The 23720-nt window shown below is 59.3% G+C and carries 23 protein-coding genes; 16 read left to right on the top strand and 7 right to left on the bottom strand.

The features are described 5' to 3' along the window. The 5 genes from lpxH to mnmH all read left to right on the top strand — a co-directional run bounded on the left by lpxH (position 1) and on the right by mnmH (position 4027). Complete coding sequence (gene lpxH / locus DR88_RS20115; protein WP_032443799.1) at positions 1 to 723, top strand: UDP-2,3-diacylglucosamine diphosphatase; 723 nt, start codon at positions 1 to 3, stop codon at positions 721 to 723. 107 nt (positions 724 to 830) lie between these two features. Continuing rightward, positions 831 to 1169: a hypothetical protein gene (locus DR88_RS20120; protein ID WP_004893771.1), complete on the top strand. Its 339-nt coding sequence runs from the start codon at positions 831 to 833 to the stop codon at positions 1167 to 1169. A 96-nt stretch (positions 1170 to 1265) separates the two neighbouring features. Continuing rightward, positions 1266 to 1775: a 5-(carboxyamino)imidazole ribonucleotide mutase gene (gene purE / locus DR88_RS20125; protein WP_004151322.1), complete on the top strand. Its 510-nt coding sequence runs from the start codon at positions 1266 to 1268 to the stop codon at positions 1773 to 1775. Continuing rightward, complete coding sequence (purK, locus tag DR88_RS20130; protein WP_004143002.1) at positions 1772 to 2839, top strand: 5-(carboxyamino)imidazole ribonucleotide synthase; 1068 nt, start codon at positions 1772 to 1774, stop codon at positions 2837 to 2839. The genes purE and purK overlap by 4 nt, the downstream gene beginning before the upstream one ends. Positions 2840 to 2950: 111 nt before the next feature. Beyond that, positions 2951 to 4027 (top strand): tRNA 2-selenouridine(34) synthase MnmH, encoded by a 1077-nt coding sequence (gene mnmH / locus DR88_RS20135; protein WP_025861754.1) that lies wholly within the window; start codon positions 2951 to 2953, stop codon positions 4025 to 4027. 107 nt (positions 4028 to 4134) lie between these two features. Here the strand turns inward: mnmH and DR88_RS20140 are convergent, their stop codons facing one another. Beyond that, positions 4135 to 5280, bottom strand: coding sequence for a porin (locus tag DR88_RS20140; RefSeq protein WP_004147402.1), 1146 nt, complete (start codon positions 5278 to 5280; stop codon positions 4135 to 4137). Between the two features lie 91 nt (positions 5281 to 5371). Between DR88_RS20140 and DR88_RS30390 the strand changes: the two genes are divergently transcribed. Next, positions 5372 to 5485, top strand: coding sequence for a hypothetical protein (locus DR88_RS30390; protein ID WP_004147401.1), 114 nt, complete (start codon positions 5372 to 5374; stop codon positions 5483 to 5485). On the opposite strand, the gene ybbP is transcribed toward DR88_RS30390, so the two are convergent. Together ybbP and ybbA are read right to left on the bottom strand one after the other, a co-directional pair. Further along, entirely contained in the window at positions 5462 to 7876 is a 2415-nt protein-coding gene (gene ybbP / locus DR88_RS20145; protein ID WP_004147400.1) for a putative ABC transporter permease subunit YbbP, read from the bottom strand. The two genes, DR88_RS30390 and ybbP, sit on opposite strands and share 24 nt — an antisense overlap. After that, positions 7873 to 8559 (bottom strand): putative ABC transporter ATP-binding protein YbbA, encoded by a 687-nt coding sequence (ybbA, locus tag DR88_RS20150; protein WP_004146399.1) that lies wholly within the window; start codon positions 8557 to 8559, stop codon positions 7873 to 7875. Before ybbA ends, ybbP begins: the two co-directional genes overlap by 4 nt. Here ybbA and tesA point away from each other — a divergent pair. From tesA to DR88_RS20165, 3 genes are read left to right on the top strand one after another with little or no spacing between them, the layout of a single operon-like run. Beyond that, positions 8530 to 9153 (top strand): multifunctional acyl-CoA thioesterase I/protease I/lysophospholipase L1, encoded by a 624-nt coding sequence (gene tesA, locus DR88_RS20155; protein WP_004196998.1) that lies wholly within the window; start codon positions 8530 to 8532, stop codon positions 9151 to 9153. The two genes, ybbA and tesA, sit on opposite strands and share 30 nt — an antisense overlap. After that, positions 9143 to 9952, top strand: coding sequence for an SDR family oxidoreductase (locus DR88_RS20160; RefSeq protein WP_009484702.1), 810 nt, complete (start codon positions 9143 to 9145; stop codon positions 9950 to 9952). Before tesA ends, DR88_RS20160 begins: the two co-directional genes overlap by 11 nt. Before the next feature lie 58 nt (positions 9953 to 10010). Then, entirely contained in the window at positions 10011 to 10865 is an 855-nt protein-coding gene (locus tag DR88_RS20165) for a co-chaperone YbbN (RefSeq protein ID WP_002892263.1), read from the top strand. A gap of 107 nt (positions 10866 to 10972) precedes the next feature. Here DR88_RS20165 and fetB read toward each other — a convergent pair whose 3' ends face one another. Both fetB and fetA read right to left on the bottom strand, forming a co-directional pair. Next, positions 10973 to 11755, bottom strand: coding sequence for an iron efflux ABC transporter permease subunit FetB (gene fetB, locus DR88_RS20170; protein WP_004177223.1), 783 nt, complete (start codon positions 11753 to 11755; stop codon positions 10973 to 10975). Continuing rightward, positions 11742 to 12419: an iron efflux ABC transporter ATP-binding subunit FetA gene (gene fetA / locus DR88_RS20175; protein WP_004893793.1), complete on the bottom strand. Its 678-nt coding sequence runs from the start codon at positions 12417 to 12419 to the stop codon at positions 11742 to 11744. The genes fetB and fetA overlap by 14 nt, the downstream gene beginning before the upstream one ends. A 140-nt stretch (positions 12420 to 12559) precedes the next feature. Between fetA and DR88_RS20180 the strand changes: the two genes are divergently transcribed. Both DR88_RS20180 and DR88_RS20185 read left to right on the top strand, forming a co-directional pair. Then, positions 12560 to 13477, top strand: a complete 918-nt coding sequence (locus DR88_RS20180; RefSeq protein ID WP_002892258.1) for an SPFH domain-containing protein — start codon at positions 12560 to 12562, stop codon at positions 13475 to 13477. Further along, positions 13474 to 13932: an NfeD family protein gene (locus DR88_RS20185; RefSeq protein WP_004142979.1), complete on the top strand. Its 459-nt coding sequence runs from the start codon at positions 13474 to 13476 to the stop codon at positions 13930 to 13932. The genes DR88_RS20180 and DR88_RS20185 overlap by 4 nt, the downstream gene beginning before the upstream one ends. Here DR88_RS20185 and cueR read toward each other — a convergent pair. Beyond that, positions 13929 to 14339 (bottom strand): Cu(I)-responsive transcriptional regulator, encoded by a 411-nt coding sequence (gene cueR / locus DR88_RS20190; RefSeq protein ID WP_002892208.1) that lies wholly within the window; start codon positions 14337 to 14339, stop codon positions 13929 to 13931. The genes DR88_RS20185 and cueR overlap by 4 nt on opposite strands. A gap of 106 nt (positions 14340 to 14445) precedes the next feature. On the opposite strand from cueR, the gene copA reads away from it, so the two are divergent. From copA to ybaK, 3 genes are all read left to right on the top strand, one after another. Further along, positions 14446 to 16947 carry a copper-exporting P-type ATPase CopA gene (gene copA / locus DR88_RS20195; RefSeq protein WP_004178775.1) on the top strand — a complete coding sequence of 834 codons (2502 nt, stop codon included), beginning with the start codon at positions 14446 to 14448 and terminating at the stop codon, positions 16945 to 16947. A gap of 131 nt (positions 16948 to 17078) precedes the next feature. Continuing rightward, positions 17079 to 17873, top strand: a complete 795-nt coding sequence (locus DR88_RS20200) for a TraB/GumN family protein (RefSeq protein WP_004178774.1) — start codon at positions 17079 to 17081, stop codon at positions 17871 to 17873. A 202-nt stretch (positions 17874 to 18075) separates the two neighbouring features. Then, complete coding sequence (gene ybaK, locus DR88_RS20205; RefSeq protein ID WP_002892205.1) at positions 18076 to 18555, top strand: Cys-tRNA(Pro)/Cys-tRNA(Cys) deacylase YbaK; 480 nt, start codon at positions 18076 to 18078, stop codon at positions 18553 to 18555. A gap of 105 nt (positions 18556 to 18660) precedes the next feature. On the opposite strand, the gene ushA is transcribed toward ybaK, so the two are convergent. Then, positions 18661 to 20313, bottom strand: coding sequence for a bifunctional UDP-sugar hydrolase/5'-nucleotidase UshA (gene ushA / locus DR88_RS20210; protein WP_004147386.1), 1653 nt, complete (start codon positions 20311 to 20313; stop codon positions 18661 to 18663). A 269-nt stretch (positions 20314 to 20582) separates the two neighbouring features. Here ushA and DR88_RS20215 point away from each other — a divergent pair, with 269 nt between their 5' ends. Both DR88_RS20215 and ybaL read left to right on the top strand, forming a co-directional pair. Continuing rightward, complete coding sequence (locus tag DR88_RS20215) at positions 20583 to 21803, top strand: MFS transporter (RefSeq protein ID WP_004147385.1); 1221 nt, start codon at positions 20583 to 20585, stop codon at positions 21801 to 21803. Between the two features lie 225 nt (positions 21804 to 22028). After that, positions 22029 to 23705, top strand: a complete 1677-nt coding sequence (gene ybaL, locus DR88_RS20220; RefSeq protein WP_002892195.1) for a YbaL family putative K(+) efflux transporter — start codon at positions 22029 to 22031, stop codon at positions 23703 to 23705. The last annotated feature ends 15 nt before the right edge of the window (positions 23706 to 23720 follow it).

The following is a 23720-nucleotide window of genomic DNA, read 5'->3' as shown; positions in this document are numbered from 1 at the left end:
GTGGCGACACTTTTCATTGCAGATTTGCACCTGCAAACAGAAGAACCGGCGATCACCGCCGGTTTTCTGCGTTTTTTACAGGGCGAAGCCCGCCAGGCGGAGGCTCTGTATATCCTTGGCGATCTGTTTGAGGCATGGATCGGCGATGACGATCCTAACCCGCTGCACCAACAAATTGCCTCGGCAATCAAAGCCGTCGTCGACGCCGGCGTGCCGTGCTACTTCACCCATGGCAACCGCGATTTTCTCGTCGGCCAGCGCTTTGCCCGCCAGAGCGGGATGATCCTGCTCGCCGAAGAAGAGCGACTGGACCTCTATGGCCGTGAAGTCTTGATCATGCATGGCGACACGCTGTGCACCGATGACCAAGGCTATCTGGCGTTTCGCGCCAAAGTCCACACCCCGTGGATCCAGCGTCTGTTCCTGGCCCTGCCGCTGTTTATCCGCCGTCGCATCGCCGCCCGCATGCGCGCCGACAGCAAAGCCGCCAACAGCAGTAAATCAATGGAAATTATGGATGTAAATCCACAGGCGGTAGTTGACGCGATGGAGCGGCATCACGTGCAGTGGCTGATCCACGGCCATACTCATCGCCCGGGGGTCCATGAACTGCAGGCCAACGGCCAACCCGCATGGCGCGTGGTACTTGGCGCCTGGCACAGCGAAGGTTCGATGGTCAAGGTGACGCCGGACGACGTCGAACTAATCCACTTTCCGTTCTAATTCCTGCGCGAGCACAATTCCGAAAGCGCCTTTTGCCCGGGCGAAGGTGCGCGCTTCCCCCCGCCCTGCATGCTAGTCTTCCACAACGTCACTCTCAAGGAACGAGCATGAGCAGGAAAAAGTGGAGTCAGCCGCTGATGTGGGGAATGATCATCGCGATCCTCAATCCGTTAGGGGTAAGTTATATCGCCTTAATCGGCGTCGTTATCGGCAACACGCTGACGTTTGTCTGGTGTGCGATGCTGGCGTGGGCTATCTATTTTTATGCCATTTATTTGCTCTGCACCCGCCCTCACGATAGCCGGCTGGTACAAATCTATTTACTGCTTATGGGCACCCTGATGCTCCCGTGGGGGTTAGTGCTGCTTATCACCTGTATCATGAGAGAGATAAAGGTCAATCAGGCACCCACGCCATCACCTCCAGGCGAGACAAAAGACGGCTAACCATGCGCACGCAACCGTTTTCCTTGCTGGCAGTTCATGCTATTCTCTGTGGCCTCTAAAGCAGTGTGAAACACACCCACAGGAGTTTTAAGACGCATGTCTTCCCGCAATAATTCGGCGCGTATCGCCATCGTGATGGGGTCCAAAAGCGACTGGGCTACCATGCAATTTACCGCAGAAATCCTTGATGCCCTGAACGTTCCGTACCATGTCGAAGTGGTCTCCGCCCACCGCACGCCCGATAAGCTGTTCAGCTTTGCTGAAAGCGCCGAAAGCCACGGTTATCAGGTGATTATTGCAGGAGCAGGCGGCGCGGCGCATCTGCCGGGCATGATTGCGGCGAAAACCCTGGTGCCGGTGCTCGGCGTACCGGTTCAGAGCGCAGCCTTAAGCGGTGTCGACAGCCTCTACTCCATTGTGCAGATGCCGCGCGGCATTCCGGTCGGTACCCTGGCCATCGGCAAAGCTGGCGCTGCGAACGCCGGCCTGCTCGCCGCGCAGATCCTTGCCCAGCATGATGCAGAACTGCACCAGCGCCTGAGCGCCTGGCGTCAGGCGCAAACCGATGAAGTGCTGGATAATCCGGATCCGCGGGGTGCGGCATGAAACAGGTATGCGTGCTCGGTAACGGCCAGTTAGGCCGTATGCTGCGCCAGGCCGGCGAGCCGCTGGGCATCGCCGTTTGGCCGGTGGGGCTGGAAGCCGACCCGGAAGCGGTGCCGTTCCAGCAGAGCGTCATCACGGCAGAAATTGAACGCTGGCCGGAAACCGCCCTCACCCGCGAGCTGGCCCGCCACCCGGCGTTCGTCAACCGCGATGTCTTCCCGATTATCGCCGACCGCCTGACGCAAAAGCAGCTGTTTGACAAGCTTGGCCTCGCCACCGCCCCGTGGCAGCTGCTGGCGGATAAAAGCGAGTGGCCGGCGGTGTTTGCTCGCCTTGGCGAACTGGCGATCGTTAAGCGTCGCGTTGGCGGTTACGACGGCCGCGGCCAGTGGCGTCTGCGGGAAAACGAGATCGATCAGCTACCGGCCGATAACTACGGCGAGTGCATCGTCGAGCAGGGGATTAACTTCTCCGGCGAGGTATCGCTGGTAGGCGCCCGCGCTCATGACGGTAGCACCGTCTTCTACCCGCTGACCCGTAACCTGCATCAGGACGGTATTCTGCGCGCCAGCGTCGCCTTCCCGCAGGCCAACGCTCGCCAGCAGGAACAGGCGGAAAGCATGCTGACGGCGATCATGAACGAGCTGAACTATGTCGGCGTGATGGCGATGGAGTGCTTCGTTACCGCCGAGGGGCTGCTGATTAACGAGCTGGCGCCGCGGGTGCACAACAGCGGCCACTGGACGCAGAACGGGGCGTCTATCAGCCAGTTCGAGCTGCATCTGCGGGCGATTACCGGCCTGCCGCTGCCGCCGCCGGTGGTCAACAGCCCGTCGGTGATGATCAACCTGATCGGCACCGATCTTAACTACGACTGGCTGAAGCTGCCGCTGGTGCACCTGCACTGGTATGACAAAGAGGTGCGCCCGGGTCGTAAAGTCGGCCACCTGAACCTCACCGACAGCGATACCGATCGCCTGAGCGCGACGCTGGAAGCGATCAAGCCGCTGCTGCCGCCGGAGTACACCAGCGGCCTGTTCTGGGCGCAATCGCAGCTCAGCTAAGCCCTTCGTGCCGGGGATTTGATCTATCCCCTTCCCCGGCACACCTTGAGGCGCGTACAATCCCCCCCTTGCTGTAAAGCTCATTTCTGTTTTGACTTCAGAGGATACCCCATGACCAATGGGACGGATTATCGCGCCATTCTCGCCAGCGATACGCCACTGATTGACGTACGCGCCCCGGTGGAGTTTAGCCAAAGCGCGATGCCGGCGGCGATCAACCTGCCGCTGATGAATGATGAAGAACGCGCCGCGGTCGGCACCTGCTACAAGCGTCAGGGGCCGGAAGCGGCGCTGGCGCTCGGCCATAAACTGGTCCAGGGTGACCTGCGCGCCAGCCGTACTCAGGCGTGGCTGGAAGCGTGCGCCCGTTACCCACACGGTTACCTGTGCTGCACCCGCGGCGGCCAGCGCTCGCATATCGTCCAGCAGTGGCTGAAAGAAGCTGGCGTGGATTACCCCCTGATCGTCGGCGGCTATAAAGCGCTACGCCAGGCGGCGATCCAGGCCACCGACAAACTGGTGCAGCGCCCGATCGTGCTGATTGGCGGCTGTACCGGCAACGGCAAAACTCAACTGGTCTGCTCGCGCCCGGACGGTATCGACCTGGAAGGGCTTGCTCATCACCGCGGTTCTTCATTCGGTCGAACCCTGCAGGATCAGCATCCACAGGCCACCTTTGAAAACCACCTGGCGGTCAGCCTGCTTAAAAAAGCCGAACAGCAGACCCGCTGGGTGCTGGAAGATGAAGGCCATATGATCGGCGCCAATCATCTACCGGAGAGCCTGCGCCTCCGCATGGCGCAGTCGCCGCTGGCGGTGGTGGAAGATCCGTTTGACGTTCGCCTCGAACGGCTGCGCGAAGAGTATTTCGATCGCATGTATTGCGACTTTATCGCCGCGTATGGCGAAGAGAAAGGCTGGCAGGCATACGGCGAGTATCTGCATCACGGCCTGTTTGCCATCCGCCGTCGCCTGGGGCTGCAGCGTTTTGCTCAGCTCACTGAACGGCTCGATGAGGCGCTGGTGCAGCAGCAGCGCACCGCCAGCACCGAGGCGCACTTTGCCTGGCTGGTACCGCTGCTGGAAGAGTACTACGACCCGATGTATCGCTATCAGTTGGGGAAAAAAGCCGGGAAAATTCTCTTTCGCGGCAGCTGGCAGGAGGTCGCAGCCTGGCTGGCGAAGTAATCGCATGCTCTATTGTCCCGGCTTGCGGCGTAAACGCCTTAGCCGGGCTACCGGTCGGCGCGATTTGTAGCCACGGTAAGCGCGCGCGACCGGGGAGTTGTGACCGCTTAGAAGTCGTAGCGTAGACGGACCAGGTTCATATCGCCAAGGTTGTCGGTGCTGGAGGTAAACACGTGTTCGTAGTCAACGCGGAAACCGTAATCCAGCTGGAAGCTAATCCCCAGACCGTTATCGATACGCTGATAGTTGCGGCCGTTCACATATTCCAGACGGTCGCCCATAAAGTACGGCTGAATAGATTTAACAGCGTATTGATTGATCGGGAATTTATAGCCCGCAAAATATTCAATCCCCCAGGCGTCACCGGCAAAGTAATTATGCACATCGGTTTTCTTGGTGGTGAGGAAGTTCTGATACCAGCCGCCGCCGAAGGAGAAGGTCCAGTTATCCGGGGTCCAGCTCAGCGCGGTACCGACGATATTCTGGTCATAGGTTTTGCTGTCGGCGCTTGACGGGTCGCGCATTTCGGCGCGGGTGTAGTTCCACGCGGTACCCCAGGTCAGATCCTTCATGATGTGGTAGTCCGCGCCAACAGAACCACCGCCTTTACGCTTGTAACGCAGGCCGTTACCCGGCAGGTATTCGCTGTCTTCGAACAGATAAGAGCCGTAAAGATCGACATCACCTACAGTTTTCTTATATTTCAGCATATTACGTGAACGATAGGAGCCATCGTAATCGCCATTAATACCGTTCCCCGGGGCCTGACCGATCATATCGTAGTCCCAGATATCGGTTTTCACCCCCACCACATCATAGTAAATGCTGTTCTGCTGCCCGTAGGTTAACGTACCCCAGGTATCGCTTTTCAGGCCGGTATACAGCATGCGGCGGGTGGTATTGTTCGCGCCTTCCGCGTAGTGGTTATCCCAGTCAAACAGCGCCGGAATGTTCACGCCCAGCTCATAGTAGCTGATCCAGCTAATATCATCGAACAGGTAGTAATCCGCCGCGAAGCGGAAGCGGGTGCCGCCGTCAAAACCGTTACGCTTACAGGAGCCTTTGTCGCCATCGCCGGTCATCATGTTGAACTGCGGCCGGATACTGCCGCCGACGGTAAAGTTAAGCCGGCTTAACGGATCGCCCGCCTGCGGATCTTGTTTCAGCAGCGTAATCTCCGCGTGGGAAGGCAATGACGTTAACGCTAATGCTGCGCCGATCGAGATCGCCAGCGCTTTTATTGTGTGTGCCATAGTTTTTCCTTGATTAATAAGCCACCTTATATTTTCCAGTTGAATATTAACCGCGAATCAGCATAGCGTGTTGTTGGGTTTTTAATGTTTTGTGCTCTTAAAAATCAATTATTTATCAATTTGTGCGTTTAAAATAAAAGCGCCGCCAAAAACGGCGGCGCATCATCAAAATGCAATATTCTTACTGGCTAAACTGGCGGAATAGCGCTTTTCCTTTTAACAGACGCAGCCCCAGCCCGCCGCCGCACAGGGATAACAACACCGCTCCCGTCAGCGGCAGCAACACCCACAGGCGCCAGTCCGGCGCCCAGGGAAAATCAAAGACTTTCGTCTGCAGCATCGCCAGCGCCACTTCCGCGCCTATCGCCGCCACCAGGCCGGAAACCAGCCCCAGCAGGGCAAACTCCGCCCACAGCGTAGCGCGCAGCAGCGATTTTCCTGCCCCCAGCGTGCGCCAGACCACCAGCTCCTGATGGCGTTGACGCATACCGACCTGCACCTGCGCCAGCAACAGCAGCACGCCGCAGGCCGTCACCAGGCCCACCATCACCTCCAGCGCCCGGCTGACCTGGGAGAGCACCTGGCCGACCTGACGCAGGATGGCGCCGATATCCAGCAGACTGACGGTGGGAAACTCGCGGTTCAGCTGGGTCAACATCGCGGGACCGTTATCCCAGCGGAAGCTGGTGAGCCAGCTCTGCGGCTGCCCGTCCAGCGCCCCGGCGGGGAAAATAAAGAAGAAGTTTGGCCGCAGGCTCTCCCAGTCTACTTTGCGCACGCTGCTGACCTTCGCGCTGAACTCCTGGGTATCGCCGGTAAAGGTCACTGTATCGCCGATCTTTATCCCCAGCCGCTGCGCCAGCCCCTCCTCAATCGATACCTCGCCCGGCTTCGGCGGCCAGCTGCCGGCCACCAGCGGATTATGATCCGGACGCTGTTCGCTCCAGGTGAGATTAAGCTCGCGATTCAGCGCTTCGTCTTTGTTCCCGTCCGTGGATTGACCGTTGATCTGCGTCAGACGGGCCCGGACGATCGGATAGAATTCCGCCGCCCGCGTCTGGTGTTCGGCGAGGAAGGTCTTCACCGGCACTATCTGCTCAGGGGCGATATTGATCAGAAAGTAGTTCGGGCTCTGCGGGGGCAACTGCTGCTGCCAGCGGTCAAGCAGATCGCCGCGCAGCACCAACAGGAGCGCCAGCAGCATAAACGACAGGGAAAACGCCGCCAGCTGGCTGAGGGTCGACCACGGCTGGCGCAGCAGGCGGTTCACCGCCAGACGCAGCGGCAAGGCTTTGAGCGTCAGGCGTTTGAGCAGCCACAGCAATCCCCAGCCCACCAGGCCGCACAGCAGCGCCAGCACCACCGCCCCGGCCAGCACCGACCACAGCAGCGGGCTGCCGCCCAGCAGCCAGGCCAACAGGCCCACCACCACGACGCTAACCGCCGGGATCCAGATTTTCAACGGCCAGACGTTAGCCACCACATCCTGACGCAGCACTCGCAGCGGCAGGGTCGCCAGCAGCAGTCGATAGGGTCGCAGGCCCACCAGCAGGGAAATGACGCCTGTCGCCCCGATAGCCCACAGCCACGGCCAACCGCTGGCAGCGGGTAACGCGGCGGGCAGCACCGGTTTGAGCACCAGCAGCAGCAGACGCTCCAGCGCCAGGCCCGCCACCCCGCCGGTTATCACCGACAGCGTCAACAGCAGCAGCCATTGGCCGACGATAAGCTTGCGCAGCTGCGACCTTCCGGCGCCCAGCGTCTTGAGTATGGCGACCAGATCATAGCGGCTGCGGCAGTAGTGGCTCATCGCTACCGCCACTGCGGCGACGGCCAGCAGCAGCGTCAACAGCGCGGATAACAGCAGGAATTGCTGCGAGCGTTCGAGGGATTTGCCCAGCGCGCTGTCGTCCTGGTCAAGACCAATCCAGCGATGCTCCGGGCCGAGCTTCGGCAGCAGCCACTGCTCATAATTGGCCAGCTGTTCAGCGTCGCCGGCGAACTTATAGCGCCATGCGACGCGACTGCCGGGCTGCACGGCCCCGGTTTTTGCCACGTCGGCCATATTCATCATCAGCCGCGGCGCCATCTGGAAGGGGTTAAACCCTGCATCCGGCTCCTGAATCACCTCCCCGGCAATGCGCAGCGTGGCATCGCCAACGTCAATCGTATCGCCGGTTTTCAGGTTCAGGAGCGCCATCAGCCTTGGCGCCAGCAGCACGCTCCCCGCCTGCGGCTTCAGCCCCGGCGGTTGCGTCTCGAGGGTGCCATACAGCGGATAGCGGTCGTCCACCGCCTTAACATCCGCCAGCTGCGGCGTATCCCCGGCGAACGTCATGGTGGCAAAGCTCAGCTGCTCGCCGACGGTCAGCCCTGACTTCCGCGCCTGTGCGATCCACTCGGCGGGCACCTCGCGCGAACTACGCAGCGTACGGTCGCCGGCCATAAACTCACGGCTTTGCTGGCTAAGGCCTTTCTCCATCCGATCGCTTATCGACCCCAGCGCCAGCACGCAGGCCACGGCGAGGCTTAACGCCAGCCAGACGATCAGCAGCGACGGCGAGCGCCATTCGCGCCAGAACCAGCGGGCGATCATGCTTCCTCCCGCAGCTGGCCATCCACCAGGCGCAGACGGCGATCGCAGCGCGCCGCCAGCAGCGGATCGTGAGTGACGAGGATCAGGGTGGTGCCGTGTTCGCGATTAAGCGAGAACAGCAGATCGGCAATTTTGTCCCCGGTCTGGCGATCGAGGTTGCCGGTGGGCTCATCGGCGAACAGAATGGCCGGGCGCCCGTTAAAGGCCCGGGCCAGCGCCACCCGCTGCTGTTCGCCGCCGGAGAGCTGCGCCGGCAGGTGGTGCAGGCGTTTGCCAAGTCCCAGCTGCTCAAGCAGCGCGCGGGCATCGCCCCGGCTCTGGCTATCGCTGGCGCCGCGCAACAGCGCCGGCAGCTCGACGTTCTCCAGGGCGTTGAGCGTCGGGATCAGCATAAACGACTGAAAAACAAAACCAACGTGCTGCGCCCGCAGCGCCGCCCGCGCCTCTTCATCCATCCGGTGCAGCGGTTTGCCCAGCATCGATACTTCCCCGCTGCTGCCATCGTCGAGGCCGGCGAGGATCGCCAGCAGGGTCGATTTACCGGAACCCGACTCGCCGATCAGGGCGATGGTCTGCCGCGGTTTGACAACCAGCTCAACTCCGGTAAGGATGGAGAGCTGATGCTCCCCCTGACCGACGGACTTCTTAAGATGATGAACTTCAAGTATGTTTTCCGCTGGCATGTGCCTTTCCTGTTGTTGTTCCTGTTTACCTGCCGCGCGATGGCGGCGGACACGCTGCTGATCCTCGGCGACAGCCTGAGCGCTGGCTATCGGATGGCGGCCAACGCCGCCTGGCCTGCGCTGCTCAATGAGCAGTGGCAGGCGAAAACGCCGGTGGTGAACGCCAGCATCAGCGGCGATACCTCGCAGCAGGGGTTGGCTCGCCTGCCAGCGCTGCTTAAGCAGCACCAGCCGCGCTGGGTGCTGGTTGAGCTCGGCGGCAATGACGGACTGCGCGGTTTTCCGCCGCAGCAGACCGAGCAGACGCTGCGCACCATTATTAAAGATATCAAAGCGGCCAACGCCGAGCCGCTGCTGATGCAAATTCACCTGCCGGCGAACTATGGCCGCCGCTATAATGAAGCCTTCGGCGCGATTTACCCGGCCCTGGCCAAAGAGTTCGCTATTCCTCTCCTGCCCTTTTTTATGGAGGAGGTCTATCTCAAGCCGCAATGGATGCAGGACGACGGCATTCACCCAAATCGCGACGCGCAGCCGTTTATCGCCGACTGGATGGCGAAGCGGCTGGCTCCCTTAGTTAATCATGACTCCTGAACGCCAGGGGTCGCTGACAGGTAAAGTTATGCAAAAAACGGTTTTAGTGACAGGCTGTTCCAGCGGAATTGGTCTGGAAAGCGCGCTGGATTTAACCCGCCAGGGCTTTCGCGTGCTGGCGGCCTGCCGCAAAGCAGAGGATGTCGCGCGGATGCAGGAGCTGGGGCTAACCGGTATTTTGCTCGATCTGGATGACCCGCAGAGCGTGGAGCGCGCGGCAGCGGAGGTGATTGCGCTGACCGATAATCGTCTCTACGGCCTGTTCAATAACGCCGGGTATGGCGTCTATGGCCCGCTGAACACCATCAGCCGCCAGCAGATGGAACAGCAATTTTCCGCTAACTTTTTCGGCGCGCATCAGCTCACCATGCTGCTGCTGCCGGCGATGACGCCGCACGGCGAAGGGCGCATCGTGATGACCTCCTCGGTGATGGGGCTTATCGCCAGTCCCGGCCGCGGAGCCTATGCCGCCAGTAAATATGCCCTCGAGGCGTGGTCCGACGCGCTGCGCATGGAGCTACGCCACAGCGGTATTCAGGTCAGCCTGATTGAACCGGGCCCGATCCGCACCCGCTTTACCGATAACGTCAACCAGACGCAAAGCGATAAGCCCGTAGAAAATCCGGGCATCGCCGCCCGCTTTACCCTCGGGCCGGAGGCGGTGGTGGAAAAAGTGCGCCATGCTTTTACCAGCGATAAACCAAAGCTGCGCTATCCGGTCACCCTGGTCACCCACGCGGTGGCGCTGCTTAAGCGCCTGCTGCCTGCCCGCGCGATGGACAAAATTATCCACGGCTGAGTTGAAGCGCGGAATGCCGCCCCCATGTAAAACAGAAATCGACTAACGAGAAAAGCCCATGTCCGAACAGAATATTGTCAACATTAGCGAAGCGAACCTGCAGCAGACGCTACAGCAGTCCATGAACGTTCCGGTGCTGTTTTATTTCTGGTCTGCCCGCAGCCAGCACTGCGAACAGCTGACCCCGGTGCTCGAGCGCCTGGCAGCCCAATACAACGGCCAGTTCACGCTGGCGAAGGTCGATTGCGACGCCGAGCAGATGCTCGCTTCACAGTTTGGTCTGCGCGCCATCCCTACGGTTTATCTGTTCCAGAACGGCCAGCCGGTGGATGGTTTTGAAGGCCCGCAGCCGGAAGAAGCGATCCGCGCCCTGCTGGATAAAGTCCTGCCCCGTGAAGAGGAGCTGAAAGCTCAGCAGGCGCTGGCCCTGATGCAGGAAGAAAAATACGCCGATGCCCTGCCGCTGCTGAAGGAAGCCTGGCAGCTGTCGAATCAGGAAAGCCAGATTGGCCTGCTGCTGGCGGAAACGCTGATTGCTCTGCACCGTTCCGATGAAGCGGAAAGCGTGCTGAAAACCATTCCTCTGCAGGATCAGGATACCCACTATCAGGGTCTGGTGGCGCAGATTGAGCTGCTCAAACAGGCCGCCGACACCCCGGAAATCCAGCAGCTGCAGCAGCAGGTGGAACAGAATCCGGAGGATGCGCAGTTGGCCTCCCAGCTGGCGCTGCAGCTGCATCAGGTCGGGCGTAATGAAGAAGCGCTGGCCCTGCTGTTCAGCCATCTGCAGAAAGATTTAGGCGCCGGCGATGGCCAGGCGCGCAAGATGCTGCAGGAGATCCTCGCCGCCCTCGGTACCGGCGATGCGCTGGCCGCAAAATATCGTCGTCAGCTCTATTCGCTGCTGTACTAATCCGTTGCCTTCCCCGGATAGCGCTGCGCTTATCCGGGCTACGCGAACTATGCGGAACGTAGCCTAAGTAGCCCGGGTAAGGCGTGAACGCCGCAACCCGGGATCGTTCACGGGCGCTTTTTCAGCTGCGTCACCACCAGCTGATGGCGGGCGTTGAAGAACTTCCGGTAGGTCAGATAGCCGGCGATAATCGTCGACAGGCTGGCGGTCGACAGCAGCATAAAGGTCACCATGATCTGGTACTTAATCGCCTTCACCGGGTCAATACCGGCAAAAATCAGCCCCGACATCATCCCCGGCAAGCTCACCAGACCGACCGTTTTCGCCGAATCGACGGTGGGAATCAATGACGCGCGAATGCTCTCGCGAATCAGCCGCGCTGAGGCCATCTTCGGCGTCGCGCCGAGGCTCAGTTTCTCTTGAATCTGCTGTTGCTCGCTGCTGAAGCGCTGGCCCATATTGTTGTAGCACAGCCCCACCGCCACCATGGCGTTCCCGGCCACCATCCCGGCAATCGGGATCACCTGCATCGGCACGAAGGCGATCGAGCCAGAAAACACCAGTACCGCCAGCGTTAGTCCAGCGCCAGTAGTGATGGCGATAAACGACGAGATAAAAGCTTTGTCGATATATTTACTGCGCTTCTTCGCATTCCACGCCGCGTTAAAGCAGATAAACAGCACCATCAACAGCGTCAGAACCGCATGATTGACGTTAAAGATATATTTCAGCACATAGCCGACGATTATCAGCTGCACGATCGCCCGGCAAATACTCCAGATAATATCTTTTTCCAGCGCCAGCTTTTCCCGATAGCTGACCAGAATAGCGATCAGCACCAGCACCATCGACAGCGCCAGCGATTCGTTCGTAATGTTATGCCCGTTCATGCTGTACCTCCTGCATATTTCCGCCGGCAGGTTGCAGCGTAATCACTTCATCGGCATGCGAAATTTCATTGCGATCGTGGGTGACCCACAGAACAGCGACCTGTTTTTCCGTTGCGTAGCCATGAATAATTTCATTAACATTCTGTTTATTACTTTCATCCAGCGCGCTGGTAATTTCGTCCAGCAGCAGCACGCGCGGCAGAAATTGTAGATTGCGGATCAGCGATACGCGCTGCTTTTCCCCTCCGGACAGTTCGTTAATGGATTTTTCCAGCATATTTTCGTCAAGGCCAAAGCGCTGCAGATCGGCCAGCAGCGCCTGCGGATCCGGTTGTTTATTGCGGATCTGCCACGGAAAAATCAGATTATCGTAAACCGAATCACCGAACAGGGCCGGCGTCTGCGCGCAGTAAGAAACCTGTTGGCGATACCTTTCCGGCGACAGCGTCGCGACATCCGCATCGTCGAAGAACAGGCGCCCGGAGGTTGGGCTGAGCAGCGAGGCGATAATCTTCAGCAAGGTACTTTTCCCGCAGCCGGAAGGGCCGGTAATCAACTTGAATTCTCCGGCGCGAAGCTGAAAACTAATATTGTGTAAAATAACGGCGTCGTCGGTCTTAAACCCCACACCGTCGAGACGCAAAAGCGCGTTATTTTCCTTCATGAGTCTTCCTGATTATTTTCTGAAACACCGCTAGTTTACCGCACTTTCCTTTCTCCAGGATGAGGAGAAAGATATACTCAGTTTAAACATGCGCTATTTCCTTGTAGCGCCCCGCCAGGCAACAAGACAGGAGGTTTTTGATGCTGATTTTTATTCCTATCCTTATTTTCGTCGCGCTGGTTATTGTGGCCGCGGCGGTGAAAATTGTCCCGCAGGGTTACCAGTGGACGGTGGAGCGCTTCGGGCGTTTTACCCAGACGCTGCAGCCGGGATTAAGCTTAGTCGTGCCGTTTATGGACCGTATCGGCCGCAAAGTGAACATGATGGAGCAGGTGCTCGATATCCCCTCGCAGGAGGTTATCTCCCGGGATAACGCCAACGTCACCATCGACGCGGTCTGCTTTATTCAGGTGATCGACGCGCCAAAGGCCGCCTACGAGGTCAGCAATCTTGAGCAGGCGATCGTCAACCTGACGATGACCAACATCCGTACCGTGCTCGGCTCAATGGAGCTGGACGAAATGCTCTCCCAGCGCGACAGCATTAACACCCGCCTGCTGCATATCGTTGACGACGCCACCAACCCGTGGGGGGTGAAAATCACCCGCGTCGAAATTCGCGACGTTCGCCCGCCGGCGGAGCTTATCGCCTCGATGAACGCCCAGATGAAAGCCGAACGTACCAAACGCGCGTACATCCTTGAGGCCGAAGGGGTGCGACAGGCGGAAATTCTGAAAGCGGAAGGGGAAAAGCAGTCGCAGATCCTCAAGGCCGAGGGCGAACGGCAGTCCGCGTTCCTGCAGGCGGAGGCTCGCGAACGGTCCGCCGAAGCGGAAGCCCGCGCCACCCAAATGGTCTCCTCGGCGATCGCCTCGGGCGATATTCAGGCGATCAACTACTTCGTGGCGCAGAAATACACCGATGCGCTGCAGCAGATTGGCGCCGCTAACAACAGCAAAGTGGTATTGATGCCGCTGGATGCCAGCAGCCTGATGGGATCGATCGCCGGGATCAGCGAGCTGATCAAAGAAGGCGCTGGCGATCGGAAAAAATCATGATCGGCATGATCCTCGCACACCCCCATCTGTTCTGGCTAAGCCTCGGCGGGCTGCTGCTGGCGGCCGAGATGCTGGGCGGCAGCGGATACCTGCTGTGGAGCGGCGTCGCCGGCGTGGTGACCGGCGCCCTGACCTGGCTCCTGCCGCTGAGCTGGGAATGGCAAGGCACGCTGTTTGCCGTTCTCACCCTGCTGGCGGCGTGGCTGTGGTCGAAATGGCTGCGCAAGCGCGTCAAAACGCAGCGCCCGGCCGATGCCCAGCTCAACCAGCGAGGGCAGCAACTGGTGGGCCGCCGCCTGACGCTGGATGCCCCGCTGGTGAACGGCCGCGGCCACGTCCGCGTGGGCGATAGCTCCTGGCCGGTGATTGCCGATGAAGACTTCGCGGCGGGCAGCAAGGTTGAAGTGATTGCCGTAGAAGGGATTACGCTACGAATCAGACCCGCCGTCCGTTAAGCCTGCGCCTTGCGATGGCAGCAGCCGGAAAGATTATCGATAATCGGGCACTCCGCGCTGTCGTCGCCGGGGCAGGATTCGGCCAGCGCCAGCAGGTGCGCGCGCATATTTTGCAGCTCGCGGATATGGTTCTCGATATCCGCCACTTTCTCCAGCGTGCGTTTTTTCACATCGGCGCTGTGCCGCGACGGGTCGTTGAACAGGGCCACCAGCTCGCGGCACTCTTCCAGGTTAAACCCCACCTGCCGCGCCTGGCGCAGCAGCGTCAGCTCATCGAGATGCTGCTGACTATAGGTGCGGTAGCCGTTTTCGCTCCGCAACGGCGGCGTTACCAGCCCCTTCTCTTCATAAAAACGAATCGCTTTGCTGGTTAAGCCGGTTTTTTTCGCCACATCGCTGATATTCATTTTTTCTCCTTGACCTTCCCCTTGCTGGAAGGTTTAACCTTCTTAATACTCGATGAAAGAGTGGGTCTGGTCAATCGTTGACCGGAAAATTATTCAGGAGTTATTTATGTCTAACACTATCGACCTGACGCTGGATGGCCTCTCCTGCGGCCACTGCGTCAAACGCGTGAAAGAGAGTCTGGAGCAGCGTCCTGACGTTGAGCAAGCGGAAGTCACCCTCACTGAAGCCCATGTGACGGGCAGCGCCAGCGCGCAAGCGCTGATTGATACCGTTAAACAAGCCGGATACGGCGCGGAGCTCAGCCACCCAAAGGCTAAACCGCTGGCAGAATCATCAATCCCGTCGGAAGCACTGACAGCGGCCACTCCTGAGCTTCCGGCAGCCCATGACGAAGATGACAGTCAACAGCTGCTGATCAACGGCATGAGCTGCGCCAGCTGCGTCTCCCGGGTACAAAACGCGCTTGCCGCGGTGCCGGGCGTCTCACAGGCGCGGGTTAACCTGGCGGAACGCACGGCGCTGGTGATGGGCAGTGCGTCCGCCGCAGAATTAGTGCAGGCGGTGGAGAAAGCCGGCTATGGCGCGGAGGCGATCGAAGACGATCTGCAACGCCGCGAACGTCAGCAGGAAACCGCCCTCGCGACGATGAAACGTTTTCGCTGGCAGGCGATTGTCGCCCTGCTGGTCGGCGTGCCGGTGATGGTCTGGGGCATGATCGGCGATAACATGATGGTCAGCGACGACAACCGTTCGCTGTGGCTGGTTATCGGCCTTGTCACCCTCGCCGTCATGGTCTTCGCCGGCGGCCACTTCTACCGCAGCGCGTGGAAAAGCCTGAAAAACGGCACCGCCACCATGGATACGCTGGTGGCGCTCGGCACCGGCGTCGCCTGGCTGTACTCGATGAGCGTCAACCTGTGGCCGCAGTGGTTCCCGATGGAAGCCCGCCATCTCTATTACGAAGCCAGCGCGATGATTATCGGCCTGATTAACCTCGGCCATATGCTGGAGGCCCGCGCGCGTCAGCGCTCCTCGAAAGCGCTGGAAAAACTGCTCGACCTGACGCCGCCTTCGGCGCGGGTCGTCACGCCCGAGGGCGAGAAAGATCTGCCGCTCGCGGAAGTTCAGGCCGGCATGACGCTGCGCCTGACTACCGGCGACCGCGTCCCGGTCGACGGCATGATAAGCCAGGGCGAAGCCTGGTTTGATGAAGCGATGCTCACCGGCGAACCAGTGCCGCAGCAAAAAGGCGATGGCGACGCCATTCACGCCGGTACCGTGGTGCAGGATGGCAGCGTGCTGTTTACCGCCAGCGCCGTCGGCAGCCAGACCACGCTGGCAAGAATTATCCGCATGGTGCGCCAGGCGCAGAGCAGCAAACCGGAGATCGGCCAGCTGGCGGATAAAATCTCCGCCGTATTTGTTCCGGCGGTGGTCGTCATTGCGCTGATTAGCGCTGCGATCTGGTACTTCTTCGGCCCGGCGCCGCAGATCGTCTATACCCTGGTCATTGCCACCACGGTACTGATTATCGCCTGTCCGTGCGCCTTAGGCCTGGCGACGCCAATGTCGATTATCTCCGGCGTTGGCCGGGCGGCGGAGTATGGCGTGCTGGTGCGCGATGCCGATGCGCTGCAGCGCGCCAGTGAACTCGACACCCTGGTGTTCGATAAAACCGGCACCCTGACCGAAGGCAAGCCGCAGGTGGTGGCGGTGAAAACTTTCGCTGGCGTTGATGAGCATACCGCGCTGCGTCTTGCCGCCGCGCTGGAGCAGGGCTCAAGCCATCCGCTGGCGCGAGCGATCCTTGATAAAGCTGCCGACGGCCCATTGCCGGAAGTCAGCGGCTTCCGCACCCTGCGCGGCCTTGGCGTCAGCGGCGAGGCGGAAGGTCATCGTCTGCTGCTCGGTAACCAGGCGCTGCTCAACGAGCAGCATATCAATACCGCCGAGGTGGAAAGCGAGATGACAGCCCAGGCCTCACGCGGCGCCACGCCGGTGCTGCTGGCGGTGGATGGTCAGGCCGCCGCGCTGTTCGCCATCCGCGACCCGCTGCGCGAAGACAGCGTCGACGCCCTGGCGCGTTTGCATCGGCAGGGCTACCGGCTGGTGATGCTTACCGGGGATAACCCCACCACCGCGAAGGCTATCGCCAAAGAAGCCGGCATTGATGAAGTGATCGCCGGCGTGCTACCGGACGGTAAAGCCGATGCCATTAAGCGTCTGCAGAGCCAGGGGCACAAAGTGGCGATGGTTGGCGATGGGATTAACGACGCCCCGGCGCTGGCCCAGGCGGATGTCGGGATCGCCATGGGCGGCGGCAGCGATGTCGCTATTGAAACCGCGGCGATCACCCTGATGCGCCATAGTCTTCACGGCGTGGCCGATGCGCTGGCGATTTCGAAAGCAACGTTACGCAATATGAAGCAGAACCTGCTGGGCGCGTTTGTCTACAACTCGCTGGGTATCCCGATTGCCGCCGGGATCCTCTGGCCGCTGACCGGCACCCTGCTCAACCCGGTGGTCGCCGGCGCGGCGATGGCGCTGTCGTCGATCACCGTGGTGAGTAACGCCAACCGCCTGCTGCGCTTTAAACCAAAAGAGTAAACGCTGTCAGATGAAACGGGCGCCGACGTTGTTCGGCGCCCGTTTTTTTGCCGGAACAAGAAAAGCCCGCCGGAAGGGTGACGTGTATCACCATATGCGCTAGCATGAAGTCCTCACACTTCGGAGCGCGTATGGGCCTGTTAAACCGGATAAAAATGCTGTGGCGAGCCGCCGTCGGCTCGTCTTATTCCTGGCCTGCGATGGATATCGTCCTGCCCGGCGAACGCTATTTGCACCTCGTCGGCAGTATCCATATGGGCACCCGCGACATGGCGCCGCCGCCGGCGAAGCTTCTGAAAAAAATACGCCAGGCCGATGCGTTAATCGTCGAGGCCGATATCAGCGGCAATGAAACACCGTTTAGCGATCTCCCCACTTACCCACCGCTGGCGGAACGCCTGAGCGATGCGCAGCTGAGCGAGCTAGAGGCGCGAACCGGCGAGCTGGGCCTGTCGGTCGGGCTGTTCGACAGCCAGCCGCTGTGGCAGGTGGCGATGGTCCTGCAGGCCACCCAGGCGCAGAAGCTGGGGCTGCGACCAGATTACGGCATCGATTATCAGTTGCTGATGGCCGCCCGCGAGAGCAACATAGCGGTGATGGAGCTGGAAGGCGCCGACAGCCAAATCGCGCTGCTGCGCGATCTGCCCGACGGGGGGATGGCGCTGCTGGAGGATACGCTGACCCACTGGCGCACCAACGCCCGTTTACTGCAGGTCATGATCGGCTGGTGGCTGGAGCAACCGCCGTCGCGCGGCGCGGTATCGCTGCCGACGACCTTTAGCCAGTCTTTATATGATGTGCTGATGCACCAGCGCAACCTCGCCTGGCGCGAGACGCTGCTGGCCTTGCCGCCGGGGCGCTACGTGGTTGCCGTCGGCGCGCTGCACCTGTATGGCGAAGGGAATCTGCCGGATATGCTGACATAAAAAAAATGGCCAATATTGCTATTGGCCCGTCAAAGAGGAATTTCATCATTATTATTATCCCGGAATTTGCATCCCGGATCGTCTGATTGTCGCTCAAAGTGACCATCACTGCCAACACTATTGCGCAAGATGGTACTATTTTTTAGACAACCTGCGGGCGTATTCTGACGTCACGCAAAACCGGTTGGTAAGAAGGATAGCTATGACTCCCGCCGTTAAATTACTCGAAAAAAACAAAATTTCCTTTCAGATCCACAGTTACGATCACGATCCCAATGAGACCAACTTCGGAGATGAAGTGGTGCGCAAGCTCGGCCTCAATGCCGACCAGGTTTACAAGACCTTGCTGGTCGCCGTGAACGGCGATATGAAGCATCTGGCGGTGGCCGTCACTCCGGTCGCCGGGCAGCTGGATTTGAAGAAAGTGGCGAAAGCGCTGGGCGCTAAGAAAGTCGACATGGCCGACCCGATGGTGGCGCAGCGTATCACCGGCTATCTGGTGGGCGGCATCAGTCCGCTGGGGCAGAAGAAGCGCCTGCCGACGGTGATTGACGCCCCGGCGCAGGAATTTGCCACCATCTATATTTCCGGCGGCAAACGCGGGCTGGATATTGAGCTGGCGGCCAGCGATCTGGCGCAGCTTCTCGATGCGAAGTTCGCCGATATCGCCCGCCGCGATTGATAAAACGATCCCGGATAGCGGCGCACGCGCCTTATCCGGGATACCCAACTTGTAGCCCCGGTAAGCGTAGCGCCACCGGGGAAATAGCCAACCTGAAGCCCAGGCTTACTGCCAGCTCACCTCGCCTTTCGGCTCATAGGCGGCGGCATCCAGCGGCGAGTTCTTCTCGATATACTCTTTCAGCACTTCGGCATCGATAAAGCCGGTATTCACATACCCGGGTTTATCGGCGATATTCGGATAGCCATCGCCGCCGGTGGCGTTAAAGCTCAGCGTCGCCATCCGATAGGTCTTCGCCGGATCCACCGGTTCGCCTTTGATTTTCAGATCGTTCAGCTTACCGTCTTTGGCCACGAAACTGACGTTGGCAAACTGCGGATAAGCGCCGGAATCCGGCTTCATCTGCGCGACGGCGGTCAGGTAATCCACTACCTCCTTGCCGCTCATATCGACATAGGTCAGCACATTGCCGAACGGCTGGACCTTCATCACATCTTTGTAGGTGATATCCCCCGCCTCAATGGAGTCGCGGATCCCGCCGCCGCTCATCACCGCGAAATCCGCGTTGCTGCGCGCTATTTGCGCCGCCAGCAGCAGGTGGCCCATATTGGTCTGCACAAAGCGCACTTTACTGCGGTCGCCCTCCAGATGACCATTCACGCTGCCGATTTTGACCTGCAGCTGCGCCTTGCCTTTGTTCTGGAACGGCGTCAGCAGCGACATCATCTGCGGGTTCTCGGCGATCTGCGGCGTATACAGCACCCGCTCGCTTTGGCCGTTATCGTAAGTCACTTTTTTCTTCAGGTTGACCGGGATCAGATGATAGTGCACCAGCTTCATCTCGCCGTTGCGGAACTCAAAATCGGCGCGGCCGACGTATTTGCCCCACTCATGCGCCTGGACGATCCAGATGCCGTTCTGACGATCCGGAGCGCACGGGGTGCCTGGCACATAATCGACCTGCTTTTTATTTTCCGCCGCCATGCATACCGGATCCTGCGAGTGACCGCCGACGATCATCGCCAGCGATCCCGCAGGTAAACTCCGCGCCATTTCAACATCGCCCGGCGCGTTAGAGCCGTGGTTGCCATTGTCGTAATGGCCCATATGGGTGGTGGCCAGGATCACGTCCGGCTTTTCATTCTGCTGCAGCTCCTGGATAACCAGCTTCGCCTCTTCCGCCGGTTTGCGGAATTCAATATCGGTGAAATATTCCGGATTGCCAATCTTGGCCGTATCGTCGGTGGTTAAGCCAATCACCGCGATTTTCAGCCCACCGCGCTTAAACAACGCCCAGGGTTTGAACAGCCGTTCGCCGGTGCTTTTCTGATAAATATTGGCCGACAGGAACGGGAACTTAGCCCACTTTTCCTGCTGGCGCAGTACGCTCAGCGGATTATCGAATTCATGGTTTCCCACCGCCATCGCGTCGTAGCCGATGAGGTTCATGCCGCGAAAATCGGGCTCTGCATCCTGTAAATCAGACTCCGGTACGCCGGTATTAATATCGCCGCCGGATAACAGCAGGACGCTTCCCCCTTCCGCCGCCACCTCTTTCCGGATGCCATCGACCAGCGTTTTCTGCGCCGCCAGGCCATATTCGCCGTAGTCATTGCGCCAGAAATGGCCGTGGTGATCGTTGGTGTGCAGGATGGTAATTTTATAGGTTTTATCCTGCTCATAGGCCTGTGCCGACAAGCTGCCCAGCGATAAAGCGGCGAATAGCGCCAGCGCTACGCTGTGTTTGAAATAATGCATGCTTCACTCCCTGACTTAATCCCAAGTGCCGAAAGTATAGCGAGTTAGTCGCGTTGACAAATATGTTTTCAGAATTGCGACTTCCTTCAAACCTTATCAGCAGGTATGTTAGTTGGATAATAATTCTACCTGCATCCTCTATACGCCTTCGCGTTGTATGGCATTGCGTCAGCCCGTTCGTCATATTTCCCATGCAGTAGCCGGGAAAATCAGGGCAGTCGCCATGGCTGACAAAAGACGAAAGCTATATAAAAAAGTGACGTGAACCTATGGCAATAAATCAGACCGCTCAACCCTTGTCCGGCCCCGCTGCGCCGCCGCAAAAAGCACGCACCTCGTTTGGCATCTTAGGCGCGATCAGCCTGTCCCATTTGCTTAACGATATGATCCAGTCGCTTATTCTCGCTATCTACCCGCTGCTGCAGGCGGAGTTCTCCCTTACCTTCGTGCAGATCGGCATGATCACCCTGACCTTCCAGCTCACCTCATCGCTATTCCAGCCGGTGATTGGCTACATCACCGATAAACGCTCGATGCCGTGGTCGCTGCCGGTGGGCATGTGCTTCACCCTCTGCGGTTTGATTCTCCTCGCGCTGGCCGGTAGCTTCGGCATGGTGCTGCTGGCCGCCGCGCTGGTAGGTACCGGCTCCTCGGTTTTCCATCCGGAATCGTCCCGCGTAGCGCGAATGGCCTCCGGCGGCCGTCACGGCCTGGCCCAGTCGCTGTTCCAGGTGGGCGGCAACTTCGGCAGCTCGCTTGGCCCATTGCTGGCGGCGGTGATCATCGCCCCGTACGGCAAAGGCAACGTCGCCTGGTTCGTGCTGGCCGCTCTGTTGGCTATTGTCGTGCTGTCGCAAATCAGCCGCTGGTATGCCGCGCAGCATCGAATGAATAAGGGCAAACCGAAACCGGCCATCGTTAATCCGCTGCCGCGCAAGAAGGTTATTCTGGCGGTAGGCATTCTGCTGATGCTGATTTTCTCGAAATATTTCTATATGGCGAGCATTAGCAGCTATTACACCTTTTATCTGATGCATAAATTCGGCTTAACGGTGCAAAACGCCCAGCTTCATCTGTTTGCCTTCCTGTTCGCAGTGGCTGCCGGGACGGTAATTGGCGGGCCTGTTGGCGATAAAATTGGGCGTAAATATGTGATTTGGGGTTCTATCCTCGGCGTAGCGCCTTTCACCCTTGTTTTACCCTACGCCAGCCTTGAATGGACGGGGATTTTAACGGTGATCATTGGTTTTATCCTCGCCTCGGCCTTTTCCGCTATTCTGGTCTATGCGCAGGAACTGCTACCGGGACGCATCGGCATGGTTTCTGGCCTGTTTTTCGGCTTCGCCTTTGGCATGGGCGGCCTTGGCGCCGCGGTGTTAGGCCTGCTGGCGGACCATACCAGCATTGATCTGGTTTATAAAATCTGCGCCTTCCTGCCGCTGCTGGGATTCCTGACGATATTCCTTCCTGATAACCGGCAAAAAGCCTGATTATTCGGCGGCCAAAGTGCAACCCTGGCCGCCGTTAACCCTTGTGTCATCAGCCTGTTCCACGATTTCCCCCCGCCATTTTCCCTTCTGTGCCTTTTCATCGGCTAATTGCATTTTTTTGCACAACTCAAGAATTATTCATAAACAAAGTGAACGTTTTTGTCATAAACTATTACCCGGACAGGGTAGCAAAATGGACCGATACACCACTGGAAAGGAGACGGAATGCACCACGCAACACCGCTTATCACCACCATTGTCGGCGGCCTCGTGCTCGCCTTTATTCTCGGCATGATTGCCAATAAGCTACGTATTTCTCCTCTGGTGGGATATCTCTTAGCGGGCGTGCTGGCCGGACCTTTCACCCCTGGCTTTGTTGCTGACACCAAACTGGCTCCGGAACTGGCGGAACTTGGCGTCATTCTGCTGATGTTCGGCGTCGGGCTGCATTTCTCACTTAAAGACCTGATGGCGGTAAAATCGATCGCCATCCCCGGGGCTATCGCCCAGATAGCCGTGGCGACGCTGCTGGGTATGGCGCTCTCCGCCGCCCTCGGCTGGTCGCTGATGACCGGCATCGTCTTTGGCCTGTGCCTCTCCACCGCCAGTACCGTAGTGCTGCTGCGCGCGCTGGAGGAACGACAACTGATTGACAGCCAGCGCGGGCAAATCGCCATCGGCTGGCTGATTGTGGAAGACCTGGTGATGGTCCTGACGCTGGTCCTGCTGCCGGCGATTGCCGGTATGGCGGAGAAAGGCAACGTCGGCTTCGCGTCCCTGGCCCTCGACCTCGGGATCACCATTGGCAAAGTGGTGGCCTTTATCGCCATTATGATGCTGGTCGGCCGCCGGCTGGTGCCGTGGATCATGTCGCGCAGCGCCGCCACCGGCTCACGCGAGCTGTTCACTCTGTCGGTGCTGGCCCTGGCGCTGGGCATCGCCTTCGGCGCCGTGGAGCTGTTTGATGTCTCTTTTGCCCTCGGCGCCTTCTTTGCCGGCATGGTGCTTAACGAATCCGAGCTCAGCCACCGCGCCGCCCATGACACCCTGCCGCTGCGCGACGCCTTCGCGGTGCTGTTCTTCGTCTCCGTCGGCATGCTGTTTGACCCGATGGTGCTGGTCCAACAGCCGCTGGCGGTGCTGGCGACGCTGGCGATTATTATCTTTGGTAAATCCGCAGCCGCCTTTTTCCTTGTGCGGATGTTTGGTCACTCGCCGCGCACCGCGCTGACCATCGCCGCCAGCCTGGCGCAGATTGGCGAGTTTGCCTTTATTCTCGCCGGCCTGGGAATGGCGCTTAACCTGCTGCCGCAGGCCGGACAAAATCTGGTGCTGGCCGGGGCGATCATCTCAATTATGCTCAACCCGGTGCTGTTTACCCTGCTGGAAAAATATCTCGATAAAACCGAAACCCTCGACGAGCAGACGCTGGAAGAGGTCCTGGAAGACGAGAAGCAGGTGCCGGTCGATATCTGCAACCACGCGCTGTTGGTCGGCTTCGGCCGCGTCGGCAGCCTGCTGGGCGAGAAGCTGATGGCCCAGGGGATCCCGCTGGTGGTGGTTGAAACCTCGCGCACCCGCGTGGATGAGCTACGCGAGCGCGGGATCAGCGCGGTGCTCGGCAATGCCGCCAATGAAGAGATCATGGAGCTGGCGCATCTCGATTGCGCCCGCTGGCTGCTGCTGACAATCCCTAACGGCTACGAGGCCGGAGAGATTGTCGCTTCCGCACGGGAAAAATGTCCGAATATCGAGATTATCGCCCGCGCCCATTATGATGACGAAGTGGACTACATTATCGATCGTGGAGCCAATCAGGTGGTGATGGGCGAACGGGAAATTGCCCGCGCCATGCTGCGGCTTCTGGAAACGCCACCGGCCGGCGAAGTGGTCACCGGCTGATGTACTGCCCTCTCC

The sequence above is a fragment of the Klebsiella pneumoniae genome (assembly GCF_000742135.1).
Classification (GTDB): domain Bacteria; phylum Pseudomonadota; class Gammaproteobacteria; order Enterobacterales; family Enterobacteriaceae; genus Klebsiella; species Klebsiella pneumoniae.
The sequence above is the reverse complement of the archived record's forward strand: the minus strand, read 5'-3'. Positions and strand labels throughout refer to the sequence as shown.